Origin of the sequence: Shigella sp. FC1567 (genome assembly GCF_001743015.1) — a bacterium.
In the GTDB taxonomy this organism is placed as follows: Bacteria; Pseudomonadota; Gammaproteobacteria; order Enterobacterales; family Enterobacteriaceae; genus Escherichia; species Escherichia coli.
In genome coordinates, this window is the sequence record NZ_MIIV01000321.1 from 15684 (window position 1) to 28223 (window position 12540).

The 12540-nt window shown below is 50.0% G+C and carries 14 protein-coding genes and 2 pseudogenes; 11 read left to right on the forward strand and 5 right to left on the reverse strand.

The annotated features are described in order from the left end of the window. Positions 1-17 precede the first annotated feature (17 nt). The 4 genes from murJ to rimJ all read right to left on the reverse strand — a co-directional run bounded on the left by murJ (position 18) and on the right by rimJ (position 3830). Positions 18-1553: a murein biosynthesis integral membrane protein MurJ gene (gene murJ, locus BHE85_RS16695; protein WP_001050672.1), complete on the reverse strand. Its 1536-nt coding sequence runs from the start codon at positions 1551-1553 to the stop codon at positions 18-20. Between the two features lie 166 nt (positions 1554-1719). Further along, entirely contained in the window at positions 1720-2586 is an 867-nt protein-coding gene (locus tag BHE85_RS16700; RefSeq protein ID WP_000736124.1) for a Gfo/Idh/MocA family protein, read from the reverse strand. Position 2587: 1 nt separating this feature from the next. After that, a complete protein-coding gene (locus tag BHE85_RS16705; protein ID WP_000877097.1) occupies positions 2588-3235 on the reverse strand; it encodes a YceH family protein in 648 nt (215 codons plus the stop codon). A 10-nt stretch (positions 3236-3245) separates the two neighbouring features. Continuing rightward, entirely contained in the window at positions 3246-3830 is a 585-nt protein-coding gene (rimJ, locus tag BHE85_RS16710) for a ribosomal protein S5-alanine N-acetyltransferase (RefSeq protein WP_000468186.1), read from the reverse strand. A gap of 235 nt (positions 3831-4065) precedes the next feature. On the opposite strand from rimJ, the gene mdtH reads away from it, so the two are divergent. From mdtH to BHE85_RS16760, 10 genes are all read left to right on the forward strand, one after another. Beyond that, complete coding sequence (gene mdtH / locus BHE85_RS16715; protein ID WP_000092216.1) at positions 4066-5268, forward strand: multidrug efflux MFS transporter MdtH; 1203 nt, start codon at positions 4066-4068, stop codon at positions 5266-5268. Positions 5269-5331: 63 nt separating this feature from the next. After that, positions 5332-5979 carry a glutaredoxin 2 gene (gene grxB, locus BHE85_RS16720; RefSeq protein ID WP_000780912.1) on the forward strand — a complete coding sequence of 216 codons (648 nt, stop codon included), beginning with the start codon at positions 5332-5334 and terminating at the stop codon, positions 5977-5979. Between the two features lie 133 nt (positions 5980-6112). After that, the gene (locus tag BHE85_RS16725; protein ID WP_001295443.1) at positions 6113-6673 is read left to right on the forward strand and encodes a lipoprotein; all 561 of its coding nucleotides are present in this window, start codon (positions 6113-6115) and stop codon (positions 6671-6673) included. 105 nt (positions 6674-6778) lie between these two features. Then, positions 6779-7825, forward strand: coding sequence for a dihydroorotase (pyrC, locus tag BHE85_RS16730; RefSeq protein WP_000126521.1), 1047 nt, complete (start codon positions 6779-6781; stop codon positions 7823-7825). Between the two features lie 73 nt (positions 7826-7898). Next, complete coding sequence (dinI, locus tag BHE85_RS16735; RefSeq protein ID WP_001217757.1) at positions 7899-8144, forward strand: DNA damage-inducible protein I; 246 nt, start codon at positions 7899-7901, stop codon at positions 8142-8144. Positions 8145-8433: 289 nt separating this feature from the next. Then, positions 8434-8688 (forward strand): biofilm formation regulator BssS, encoded by a 255-nt coding sequence (gene bssS, locus BHE85_RS16740; protein ID WP_000414437.1) that lies wholly within the window; start codon positions 8434-8436, stop codon positions 8686-8688. A gap of 114 nt (positions 8689-8802) precedes the next feature. After that, positions 8803-9921 carry an N-methyl-L-tryptophan oxidase gene (solA, locus tag BHE85_RS16745; RefSeq protein WP_000872815.1) on the forward strand — a complete coding sequence of 373 codons (1119 nt, stop codon included), beginning with the start codon at positions 8803-8805 and terminating at the stop codon, positions 9919-9921. Between the two features lie 46 nt (positions 9922-9967). Further along, the gene (locus BHE85_RS16750; protein ID WP_001253418.1) at positions 9968-10081 is read left to right on the forward strand and encodes a YceO family protein; all 114 of its coding nucleotides are present in this window, start codon (positions 9968-9970) and stop codon (positions 10079-10081) included. A gap of 260 nt (positions 10082-10341) precedes the next feature. Beyond that, complete coding sequence (locus BHE85_RS16755; protein WP_000011124.1) at positions 10342-10908, forward strand: cytochrome b; 567 nt, start codon at positions 10342-10344, stop codon at positions 10906-10908. Positions 10909-10911: 3 nt separating this feature from the next. After that, a complete protein-coding gene (locus BHE85_RS16760; RefSeq protein ID WP_000749261.1) occupies positions 10912-11487 on the forward strand; it encodes a YceI family protein in 576 nt (191 codons plus the stop codon). 41 nt (positions 11488-11528) lie between these two features. Here BHE85_RS16760 and BHE85_RS16765 read toward each other — a convergent pair. Continuing rightward, positions 11529-12122 (reverse strand): annotated as a pseudogene (locus BHE85_RS16765) (rhodanese-like domain-containing protein); the annotation flags it as partial. Positions 12123-12190: 68 nt separating this feature from the next. Between BHE85_RS16765 and BHE85_RS16770 the strand changes: the two are divergent. Further along, positions 12191-12540 (forward strand): annotated as a pseudogene (locus tag BHE85_RS16770) (transposase); the annotation flags it as partial.

Below are 12540 nucleotides of genomic sequence, written 5' to 3' on the forward strand. Positions count from 1 at the left end.
CAGGCCGGAATGCATTGTTACACCGTCCGGCGGGCAAATTCTTTAACTTTGAAGCCCAGTACCGCCAGTGCAGCGAAGTACGCGGCAATCCCCGCCAGCACGACCGCCATTAAACGCAGTAAGCGCCAGGGCATGGTACCCAATGACCACTCCGGCATGATATGTAACATACCTAAAAGCACGCCAGACATCACCAGTACCGCCACCACCAGACGCAACAGAAACGCCATCCAGCCGGGTTGCGGAGTAAAGATTTTCTGCTTACGCAACTGCCAGTAAAGCAGCGAAGCATTCAGACACGCCGCCAGACCAATAGAAAGTGACAGCCCGGCATGTTTCAACGGACCAATAAACGCCAGGTTCATCAATTGCGTTAAAATCAGCGTAACGATGGCAATTTTCACTGGCGTTTTAATGTCCTGGCGGGAATAAAAGCCAGGAGCCAACACTTTCACTACAATCAGGCCAATCAAACCCACCGAGTAGGCAATTAACGCCCGCTGGGTCATCAGCGCATCAAACGCGGTAAATTTACCGTACTGGAACAGCGAAACGGTTAACGGACCTGAAAGAATGCCCAACGCAACCGCACTCGGCAGCGCCAACAGGAAACAAAGACGCAACCCCCAGTCCATCAAACGGTTGTATTCATCATGATTGCCACTGGCAAAACTTTTCGACAGCGACGGCAGCAAAATGGTGCCAAGCGCCACGCCCAGCACACCGGACGGAAACTCCATTAAGCGGTCGGCGTAATACATCCAAGACACCGAACCGGAAGCAAGAAACGAGGCAAAAATGGTGTTGATGATTAAGGAGATCTGGCTCACAGAGACGCCAAGGATCGCCGGTCCCATCTGTTTCACCACGCGCATTGCTCCGGCATCGTGGAAGTTAATGCGCGGCAGGACCAGCATGCCGATCTTCTTCAGGTGCGGTAGCTGATACACCAGCTGCAGGATGCCGCCGACCGTAACAGCCCACGCCAGCGCCAGCACCGGTGGGTTAAAGTACGGTGCGGCAAACAGCGCGAAACCAATCATGCTGATGTTAAGCAGTGTTGGCGCAAACGCCGGAATCGAGAAGCGGTTCCACGTATTCAGAATCGCTCCCACCAGCGACGCCAGGGAGATCAGCAAGATATAGGGAAAGGTAATCTTTAGTAGCTGGCTGGTCAGGGCAAATTTGTCAGCTGTATCAGCGAAGCCTGGCGCGGTCACCATGATCACCCACGGTGCGGCGAGCATGCCAGCGACCGTCACAACCGCCAGCGCAAGTGTCAGCAGGCCAGAAACATAAGAGACAAAGACCCGCGTGGCGTCTTCACCCTGCTTACTTTTATATTCCGCCAGAATCGGTACAAATGCCTGGGAAAATGCCCCTTCGGCAAAGATACGGCGTAACAAGTTAGGAAGTTTAAAAGCGACGAAAAAGGCGTCGGTTGCCATCCCTGCGCCAAAGATTCTGGCGACAATTGCGTCTCGTGCGAAGCCAAGCACACGCGAAAACATGGTCATCGAGCTGACGGCGGCCAGCGATTTTAATAAATTCATCGGTGTTCTAATCCAGACCAACGGGCAAAACGCCTGCAAGACAGGCGCTGAAAGAGGCGAATAGTCTACCTGGATTATGGTGAATTGCTACCGCCAGATGTTACAGGGTTTATTCACTCATCGCATCGCGCCAGATCTTGTCAACGATACGTTGCGCCAGCACGGCCTATTCGCCGGCGGTTTGCGGAACTGTCTGATTTTGCACACATTCAATGAAGTGCCGCGCACAGCCGACAAATCCACGTTGTTCAAGAGTGCTCTGCCAACCAGGAATCGGTTTATGCACTACGCCCTGCCCGCGCTCCTCACGCCATTCGCGCATATCCGTAATGTCGATGAGCGCACCGTCAGTCACGGCCTGCACGGTTTCACGCTGACTTCCGGCACGGCGATGCATACAGGTGGTGATCTGCAAAGGACCGGCCGAAAAATGGTGCTCGGCAAACAGCATTTCGCCAGCGTCGTTAGTCAGTAGCGTACCGCCATCCAGAGAGGCTTTGCCGCCCGACAACCACAGCGCGGTATCCACCACATGCAGATAATCATCCAGCAACGTGAAATAAAGATCGTGTGGCCCGACACTATTGCTACGATGTTTATCCATTCTTAGCGAAGCTGCGGTAGCGAGTTGCGTTTTTAACTCACCGTAGAGTGGTGCGAAACGACGGTTAAAACCGACCATCAACGTCAGTTTTTTCCGCGCCGCCAGTTCCACCAGCCGTTCAGCATCGCGCAGATTTTCTGCCAGCGGTTTATCGACACAGACATGTACACCCGCATTGAGTAACGTACTGACCACGTCAAAGTGGCTGGCGGTGCTGGAATGCACAAAAACCGCATCGCAACTGGCGGCAAGGCTGGATAACGAATCGGCATAAGGAATGCGCCAGCTTTCACAAATTGGCAGGGCTTTCGCGCGCGTAGGCGACCAGGCTCCTTGTAACATCCAGTCAGACGCTGCCGCCAGCACCGGTAACCACGCTTTTTGCGCAATGCCGCCTAATCCCACAACGCCGATACGTAATTTTTTCACTTTAATCTCCCAGATGGGCCAGCAACGAATCAAGACGCTGTTTCAGTTCTGCCACTTCGATTTCCAGGGCTTCGACGCGGGCCTGTAAATCACCATCAACCGCGTTCGACATATCCGTTACCGCCGGCTGATCCTCTACCTCACCACTGAAAAGATGCATGTAGCGGCTTTCGCGTTTACCCGGTTCGCGGGCCAGACGCACCACAAAAGGACCATCTTCGCGATTTGCCAGTTGTTCCAGCGTCGACTCCAATTCCGCCATATCGCTGAATTCATACATTCGCGCGGCGCGGCTGCGCAGTTCACCCGGCGTCTGGGCACCACGCAATAACAACGTGGTGATTAACGCCACTTCCGCTGCGCTCAGTTTCAGATCGCCAAATTCTGAATTACAAAAACGTTGTTCATATTTGGTGACCCGATTACCAAAGCCACTCACCGTGCGCAGATAATGGCGTTTGACCAGATTATCCAGTTGCTCCTGCACTTCAGATTCACTCAGATTCATGACCGGTTCACGGTTCGTTTTCTGATTACAGGCCGTGACTACACCATTGACTGAGAGCGGGTATTGCTCCGGCGTGGTCACCTGCTTTTCCAGCAAGCAACCAATCACGCGAGCTTCAAGGGCAGTAAGTTGATATTTCATGAGATTCTCCTTAGCGGCCGGGCGTCCAGTCTGGGGTAGTTAATGCCGTCAGTACGTGATCGCGCCATTGTCCATCAATCAACAGATAGTCTTTCGCATAGCCTTCTTTTTCAAAACCCAGTCGCGCCAGTAAATCACCGCTGCGTTTATTGTGCGGCATATAATTAGCCATAATGCGATGAATATGTTGGGTGCGCTGCATATAACGAATGGCTGCGGTCAGGGCTTCAAACATGAGTCCTTTGCCCTGCCATTTTTGCCCAATCGAATAACCGAGATAGCAGGCATGAAAAGAGCCACGAACAACATTGGAAAAATTGGCAACGCCAATAATCTCTTTTTCGTCCGGGTCGAATAAGCCAAAGTAGAAAGCTGAACCTTGTTTATGAAATTCGTTAATCATCCCCAGCCTGGCCTGCCAGCCTGATGGATAACAGTGGCTTTCGTCGCGCACTGGCTCCCAGGGCTTGAGGAAATGGCGATTCTCTGCGTAATAATCCGCAAGACGCCAGGCATCACGATCATGCACCAGACGCACGACCAGTCGGTCTGTGGTTAAGCGCACTTTTGGCACGTTACTGCGATAGCCAAACATTCTATACCTACTCCTTCCCGTAACGTCTTTAATACGCTGTAAGTATTACTATACCTGCGCAACCAGACCCTGTGAAAAGTCCAAAATGCCATTTTCTGCATTATTCACATATTTGATAAAAACTCTCTATCAAAGCGACGTTTTGATAAAAAAATATTGTCCCCGAAGTGATGGGAAAAGTCTTAGCGGCAATGCAGAATAGAAAGTGCTCATCTTTTATTTCCCGGGAGGGGAAATGTCCCGCGTATCGCAGGCGAGGAACCTGGGTAAATATTTCCTGCTCATCGATAATATGCTGGTCGTGCTGGGGTTCTTTGTTGTCTTCCCGCTGATCTCTATCCGCTTCGTTGATCAAATGGGCTGGGCCGCCGTCATGGTCGGTATTGCTCTCGGTCTACGCCAGTTTATTCAGCAAGGTCTGGGTATTTTCGGCGGCGCAATTGCCGACCGCTTTGGTGCCAAACCGATGATTGTTACCGGTATGCTGATGCGCGCCGCCGGATTCGCCACAATGGGTATCGCCCACGAACCGTGGCTATTGTGGTTTTCATGCCTGCTCTCGGGACTCGGCGGCACGTTGTTTGATCCGCCGCGTTCGGCGCTGGTGGTGAAACTAATCCGTCCACAACAACGTGGTCGTTTTTTCTCGCTGTTGATGATGCAGGACAGTGCCGGTGCGGTCATTGGCGCATTGTTGGGGAGCTGGCTGTTGCAATACGACTTTCGCCTGGTCTGCGCCACAGGGGCCGTTTTGTTTGTGCTGTGTGCGGCGTTCAATGCGTGGTTGTTACCGGCATGGAAACTCTCCACCGTACGCACGCCCGTTCGCGAAGGCATGACCCGCGTGATGCGTGACAAGCGTTTTGTCACCTATGTCCTGACGCTGGCGGGTTACTACATGCTGGCTGTACAAGTGATGCTGCCAATTATGGTCAACGACGTGGCTGGCGCGCCCTCTGCCGTTAAATGGATGTATGCCATTGAAGCGTGTCTGTCGTTAACGTTGCTCTACCCTATCGCCCGCTGGAGTGAAAAGCATTTTCGTCTGGAACACCGGTTGATGGCTGGGCTGTTGATAATGTCATTAAGCATGATGCCGGTGGGCATGGTCAGCGGCCTGCAACAACTTTTCACCCTGATTTGTCTGTTTTATATCGGGTCGATCATTGCCGAGCCTGCGCGTGAAACCTTAAGTGCTTCGCTGGCGGACGCAAGAGCTCGCGGCAGCTATATGGGGTTTAGCCGTCTGGGTCTGGCGATTGGCGGCGCTATTGGTTATATCGGTGGTGGCTGGCTGTTTGACCTGGGCAAATCGGCGCACCAGCCAGAGCTTCCGTGGATGATGCTGGGAATTATTGGCATCTTCACTTTCCTTGCGCTGGGTTGGCAGTTTAGTCAGAAACGCGCCGCGCGTCGTTTGCTGGAACGCGACGCCTGATTTGATACTCCCCCCTGACTCCTCCATACTGAAAGTGAACTGACAGCCAAATGGAGGAGTCACGTGAAGCTATACATTTACGATCACTGCCCTTACTGCCTCAAAGCCCGCATGATTTTCGGCCTGAAAAATATCCCCGTCGAATTACATGTTCTGCTCAACGACGACGCAGAAACACCCACCCGGATGGTCGGTCAAAAACAGGTTCCCATTCTGCAAAAAGATGACAGCCGCTATATGCCAGAAAGCATGGATATCGTTCACTATGTCGATAAACTCGACGGCAAACCGTTACTGACCGGCAAACGTTCCCCTGCCATTGAAGAGTGGCTGCGCAAGGTCAATGGCTACGCCAACAAACTGCTGTTGCCGCGTTTTGCCAAATCGGCATTTGATGAGTTTTCTACTCCCGCCGCGCGCAAATATTTCGTCGACAAGAAAGAGGCCAGCGCGGGTAATTTTGCCGACCTGCTGGCCCACTCTGACGGTCTGATTAAGAATATCAGCGATGATTTGCGTGCGCTGGACAAACTGATCGTCAAACCGAACGCCGTGAATGGAGAACTTTCGGAAGATGATATTCAGCTATTTCCGCTACTGCGTAATCTGACGCTGGTAGCCGGAATCAACTGGCCAAGCCGCGTTGCTGATTACCGCGATAATATGGCGAAACAGACACAAATCAATTTGTTATCATCAATGGCGATTTAATCCTGACCCGCCGCGGCAGCCTGTATTCGCGGGTTGCCGCCGTTTTCAGTTTTTTCTGCTGGCGATTTTATCGCTGGTGACACATGCTGCGTTGTGTCAGGATATTGACGCAGATTTCATGTCGAGGACTACCATGAACAAGTTTTTATTTGCCGCTGCATTGATCGTCAGTGGCCTGCTCGTTGGCTGTAATCAACTCACCCAATACACCATCACCGAACAAGAAATTAACCAGTCGCTTGCGAAACATAATAATTTCTCAAAAGATATCGGTTTACCCGGCGTGGCTGACGCCCATATTGTTCTGACAAACTTGACCAGCCAAATTGGTCGCGAAGAGCCGAATAAGGTTACCCTAACCGGAGACGCCAATCTGGACATGAACTCCCTGTTCGGTAGTCAGAAAGCGACCATGAAACTGAAGCTGAAAGCGCTGCCCGTGTTTGATAAAGAAAAAGGTGCGATCTTCCTGAAAGAGATGGAAGTGGTCGATGCGACGGTACAACCGGAAAAAATGCAAACGGTGATGCAAACGTTGCTTCCCTATTTGAACCAGGCATTACGCAATTACTTTAACCAGCAACCTGCTTACGTCCTGCGCGAAGATGGCAGTCAGGGCGAAGCAATGGCGAAAAAACTGGCGAAAGGCATTGAAGTGAAGCCAGGCGAAATTGTCATTCCGTTTACGGATTAATGACGAGGGCGCATTCGCGCCCTTTATTTTTCGTGCAAAGGAAAACGTTTCCGCTTATCCTTTGTGTCCGGCAAAAACATCCCTTCAGCCGGAGCATAGAGATTAATGACTGCACCATCCCAGGTATTAAAGATCCGCCGCCCAGACGACTGGCACCTTCACCTCCGCGATGGCGACATGTTAAAAACTGTCATGCCGTATACCAGCGAAATTTATGGACGGGCTATTGTAATGCCCAATCTGGCTCCGCCCGTGACCACTGTTGAGGCTGCCGTGGCGTATCGCCAGCGTATTCTTGATGCCGTACCTGCCGGGCACAATTTCACCCCATTGATGACCTGTTATTTAACAGATTCGCTGGATCCTAATGAGCTGGAGCGCGGATTTAACGAAGGCGTGTTCACCGCTGCAAAACTTTATCCGGCAAACGCAACCACTAACTCCAGCCACGGCGTGACGTCAATTGACGCAATCATGCCGGTACTTGAGCGCATGGAAAAAATCGGTATGCCGCTACTGGTGCATGGTGAAGTGACACATGCAGATATCGACATTTTTGATCGTGAAGCGCACTTTATAGAAAGCGTGATGGAACCTCTGCGCCAGCGCCTGACTGCGCTGAAAGTCGTTTTTGAGCACATCACCACCAAAGATGCTGCCGACTATGTCCGTGACGGAAATGAACGGCTGGCTGCCACCATCACTCCGCAGCATCTGATGTTTAACCGCAACCATATGCTGGTTGGTGGCGTGCGTCCGCACCTGTATTGTTTACCCATCCTCAAACGCAATATTCACCAACAGGCATTGCGTGAACTGGTCGCCAGCGGTTTTAATCGAGTATTCCTCGGTACGGATTCTGCGCCACATGCACGTCATCGCAAAGAGAGCAGTTGCGGCTGCGCGGGCTGCTTCAACGCCCCAACCGCGCTGGGCAGTTACGCTACCGTCTTTGAAGAGATGAATGCTCTGCAGCACTTTGAAGCATTCTGTTCTGTAAACGGCCCGCAGTTCTATGGCTTGCCGGTCAACGACACATTCATCGAACTGGTACGTGAAGAGCAACAGGTTGCTGAAAGCATCGCACTGACTGATGACACCCTGGTGCCATTCCTCGCCGGGGAAACGGTACGCTGGTCCGTTAAACAATAAAAATCGTAGCTTCCTGTTGTCATTAGGTTATTTTACCTGTATAAATAACCAGTATATTCAACAGGGGGCTATTATGCGAATTGAAGTCACCATAGCGAAAACTTCTCCATTGCCAGCTGGGGCTATTGACGCCCTGGCTGGCGAACTTTCCCGCCGTATTCAGTATGCGTTTCCTGATAATGAAGGCCACGTATCGGTACGTTATGCCGCAGCGAATAATTTATCGGTTATTGGCGTAACAAAAGAAGATAAACAGCGCATTAGCGAAATTCTCCAGGAAACGTGGGAAAGCGCCGATGACTGGTTTGTCAGCGAATAATATGCAGTGATTTTTGTTTTTGCCGGGTCGCCCCGGCTTTTTTATTTTACTTACAAATTTTGAGTACAAAATTTCTACACTTCCTCAAAATAATTGCACAATATGCTAAAAAAATATGAATGACATGCTGTTTTATTGTTCATATAAATCTTAAAAGCAGAAATTTATCTGTTCCCCCCTTTAAAAATTCGGTGAATACCCTTACTTATTGGTATACTGAAGTTGCTTCAGATAAAAACGCATTGAACCTCGAATAACGTTGTCTAGTAACACGAATTAGGGGGCCATGATGGAAAAAAATAATGAAGTCATTCAGACTCATCCGCTCGTAGGGTGGGACATCAGCACCGTTGATAGCTATGATGCGCTGATGTTGCGTTTGCACTACCAGACCCCAAATAAGTCCGAGCAGGAAGGGACTGAAGTTGGTCAGACGCTCTGGTTAACCACTGATGTTGCCAGACAATTTATTTCGATATTAGAAGCAGGAATCGCCAAAATTGAATCCGGTGATTTCCCGGTAAACGAGTATCGGCGTCATTAACATGACATGACCATCCACCCAAAAGGCACCTCACCGGTGCCTTTACCATTTCTGGGTTGTATATCTGCATTCAGTTAATTACTCTGCTTAAACCATGAGAGCAGAGAGAAAAAAATGAAATACGATCTCATCATTATTGGCAGCGGTTCCGTAGGCGCTGCCGCCGGGTATTATGCAACCCGCGCCGGTTTAAACGTGCTAATGACCGACGCCCATATGCCACCGCATCAACACGGCAGCCACCACGGCGATACGCGATTAATTCGCCATGCTTATGGTGAAGGCGAAAAGTATGTCCCGTTGGTCCTCCGCGCGCAAACGCTGTGGGATGAACTTTCCCGCCACAACGAAGATGATCCCATTTTTGTACGCTCTGGTGTCATTAACCTCGGCCCGGCTGACTCCGCATTTCTCGCCAACGTCGCCCACAGCGCCGAACAGTGGCAACTCAACGTTGAAAAGCTCGATGCGCAAGGGATTATGGCCCGCTGGCCAGAAATACGCGTCCCGGACAACTACATCGGCTTATTTGAGACTGATTCCGGTTTTTTGCGCAGCGAACTGGCGATTAAAACCTGGATCCAACTGGCGAAGGAAGCGGGCTGTGCGCAACTGTTCAACTGCCCGGTCACCGCAATTCGTCATGACGATGATGGCGTAACTATTGAAACCGTTGACGGTGAGTATCAGGCGAAAAAAGCGATTGTCTGCGCGGGAACATGGGTAAAAGACCTGCTCCCGGAGCTGCCTGTCCAGCCTGTACGTAAAGTATTTGCCTGGTATCAGGCCGATGGCCGCTATAGCGTGAAGAATAAATTCCCGGCGTTTACCGGTGAACTGCCCAATGGCGATCAATATTATGGTTTTCCGGCAGAAAACGACGCGTTGAAGATTGGCAAACATAACGGAGGCCAGGTTATCCATTCAGCGGATGAACGTGTTCCGTTTGCGGAAGTGGTCAGCGATGGTTCGGAAGCCTTCCCGTTCTTGCGCAATGTATTGCCGGGTATCGGTTGCTGCCTGTACGGCGCTGCCTGCACCTATGATAATTCGCCTGACGAAGATTTTATTATCGATACCCTACCCGGCCACGATAATACACTGCTCATTACCGGCCTGAGTGGGCACGGTTTTAAATTTGCGTCAGTTTTAGGGGAAATAGCTGCCGATTTTGCGCAAGACAAAAAAAGCGATTTTGATTTGACGCCATTCAGGCTTTCCCGCTTCCAATAATCATCATTACGCCTCCAGAATGAGGCCGTTTTTACAGGAGTATTTAATGCGTCGGCTGTTGCACTATCTCATCAATAATATTCGCGAGCATCTGATGCTTTATCTTTTTCTCTGGGGATTGTTGGCAATTATGGATCTGATCTATGTGTTTTATTTTTAGTTTTCCGCACTGACATAAACTGACAAATATTTAATCTCCCTTTCATTTAGCGTGAAAAATTGAATGAGATTATTCCTGCTTCTACAGCACTCACCAGACATCTCTGATGCTGAACCCACTAAACTTATGAAGATTCTTTCATTATTAATTCAAAATTATTGAAATAAAAATAAATATCATTCAATTTGTTATTTTTGTGTTGCAATTCATTCTCCGACACGCCATTTTCTTTCTCTCGCAAATTCGTATTGGATGCACTTATGTCATTCACAAATACCCCTGAACGCTATGGTGTTATATCTGCGGCCTTCCATTGGCTAAGCGCAATTATTGTCTACGGCATGTTTACTTTAGGTCTGTGGATGGTCACGCTCAGTTATTACGATGGCTGGTATCACAAAGCACCCGAACTGCATAAAAGCATCGGTATTTTGTTAATGATGGGGCTGGTTATTCGCGTTCTGTGGCGTGTCATATCTCCACCGCCGGGTCCGCTGCCGAGTTATTCGCCCATGACTCGTCTTGCCGCAAAGGCTGGACATCTCGCATTGTACCTATTGCTGTTCGCCATCGGCATCAGCGGCTATCTGATCTCAACTGCCGATGGTAAACCGATCAGCGTTTTTGGCTGGTTTGACGTCCCCGCGACCCTTGCCGACGCTGGCGCACAGGCAGACTTTGCCGGTGCCCTGCATTTTTGGCTCGCGTGGAGCGTCGTAGTACTGTCCGTTATGCACGGATTTATGGCCCTGAAGCATCATTTCATCGATAAAGACGACACTCTGAAGCGCATGCTGGGAAAGTCGTCATCTGACTATGGAGTATAAAAAATGAAAAAAAGCCTGCTTGGTTTAACCTTCGCGTCCCTGATGTTCTCTGCCGGTTCAGCGGTTGCCGCCGATTACAAAATTGACAAAGAAGGTCAGCACGCCTTTGTTAATTTCCGCATCCAGCACCTTGGCTATAGCTGGTTATACGGCACCTTTAAAGATTTCGACGGTACTTTTACCTTTGACGAAAAAAATCCGGCTGCCGATAAAGTGAATGTGACAATTAACACCACCAGCGTCGATACTAATCACGCCGAACGCGATAAACATCTTCGCAGTGCAGATTTCCTCAATACCGCAAAATATCCACAGGCAACATTCACCTCCACCAGCGTGAAGAAAGACGGTGACGAACTGGATATTACCGGCGATCTGACGCTGAATGGCGTAACCAAACCCGTCACGCTGGAAGCGAAATTAATTGGTCAGGGCGACGACCCATGGGGTGGTAAACGTGCAGGCTTCGAGGCCGAAGGCAAAATTAAGCTCAAGGACTTCAATATCAAGACAGATTTAGGTCCAGCTTCTCAGGAAGTGGATCTGATTATTTCAGTGGAAGGCGTACAGCAGAAGTAAGCGTGAAATGTTGCCGGATGGCACGCATCCGGCAATGATATTTATTCTGTTGGATCAGGAATGCCCAGTGTTGTATTCAGACGTCCACGAGACTTATTAAAGATCTTATTGCCATTTTCACGTCCTGCCCGACGGCGTCGCTGTTCTTCTGGCGGTAACGCGCTTTCTTCGCAGCAAATCTCACTACAACAACCTTTGTATTTTTCCGCGCATACTGGACACTGAATAAACAGCAGGTGGCAGCCATCATTTTTACAGTTGGTATGGCTGTCGCACGGCGCGCCGCACTGGTGGCAATGCGCGATAATCTCATCCGATATACGTTCGCCCATCCGCTCGTCAAAAACAAAATTTTTGCCAATAAAACGCACCGGCAAGCCCTGCTCGCGCGCCTTACGGGCGTATTCAATAATTCCGCCCTCGATATGCCAGACTTTGTTGAATCCGTTATGTTTCATCCAAGCACTGGCCTTTTCACAACGAATGCCGCCGGTGCAGTACATGACGATTTTTTTATCTTTATGTGCCTGCATCATCTCGACTGCTTTTGGCAGCTGCTCACGGAAGGTATCTGCCGGAATTTCGAACGCGTTTTCAAAGTGCCCCACTTCATACTCATAGTGGTTACGCATGAAGTGGCACACTGAATTTGGCCACCTGAACAGAGGTGATATGCTCACCTCAGAACAACACAGGTGCTCCAATGAAAAAAAGAAATTTTAGCGCAGAGTTTAAACGCGAATCCGCTCAACTGGTTGTTGACCAGAAATACACGGTGGCAGATGCCGCCAAAGCTATGGATGTTGGCCTTTCCACAATGACAAGATGGGGCAAACAACTGCGTGATGAGCGTCAGGGCAAAACACCAAAAGCCTCTCCGATAACACCAGAACAAATCGAAATACGTAAGCTGAGGAAAAAGCTACAACGCATTGAAATGGAGAATGAAATATTAAAAAAGGCTACCGCGCTCTTGATGTCAGACTCCCTGAACTGTTCTCGATAATCGGGAAACTCAGAGCGCATTATCCTGTGGTCACACTCTGCCAAGTG

Coding starts and splice junctions, on each gene's coding strand:
- murJ (WP_001050672.1), bottom strand. CDS start 1,553: ATGAATTTATTAAAATCGCTGGCCGCCGTCAGCTCGATGACCATGTTT.
- BHE85_RS16705 (WP_000877097.1), bottom strand. CDS start 3,235: ATGAAATATCAACTTACTGCCCTTGAAGCTCGCGTGATTGGTTGCTTG.
- rimJ (WP_000468186.1), bottom strand. CDS start 3,830: ATGTTTGGCTATCGCAGTAACGTGCCAAAAGTGCGCTTAACCACAGAC.
- mdtH (WP_000092216.1), top strand. CDS start 4,066: ATGTCCCGCGTATCGCAGGCGAGGAACCTGGGTAAATATTTCCTGCTC.
- BHE85_RS16725 (WP_001295443.1), top strand. CDS start 6,113: ATGAACAAGTTTTTATTTGCCGCTGCATTGATCGTCAGTGGCCTGCTC.
- pyrC (WP_000126521.1), top strand. CDS start 6,779: ATGACTGCACCATCCCAGGTATTAAAGATCCGCCGCCCAGACGACTGG.
- dinI (WP_001217757.1), top strand. CDS start 7,899: ATGCGAATTGAAGTCACCATAGCGAAAACTTCTCCATTGCCAGCTGGG.
- bssS (WP_000414437.1), top strand. CDS start 8,434: ATGGAAAAAAATAATGAAGTCATTCAGACTCATCCGCTCGTAGGGTGG.
- solA (WP_000872815.1), top strand. CDS start 8,803: ATGAAATACGATCTCATCATTATTGGCAGCGGTTCCGTAGGCGCTGCC.
- BHE85_RS16750 (WP_001253418.1), top strand. CDS start 9,968: ATGCGTCGGCTGTTGCACTATCTCATCAATAATATTCGCGAGCATCTG.
- BHE85_RS16755 (WP_000011124.1), top strand. CDS start 10,342: ATGTCATTCACAAATACCCCTGAACGCTATGGTGTTATATCTGCGGCC.
- BHE85_RS16760 (WP_000749261.1), top strand. CDS start 10,912: ATGAAAAAAAGCCTGCTTGGTTTAACCTTCGCGTCCCTGATGTTCTCT.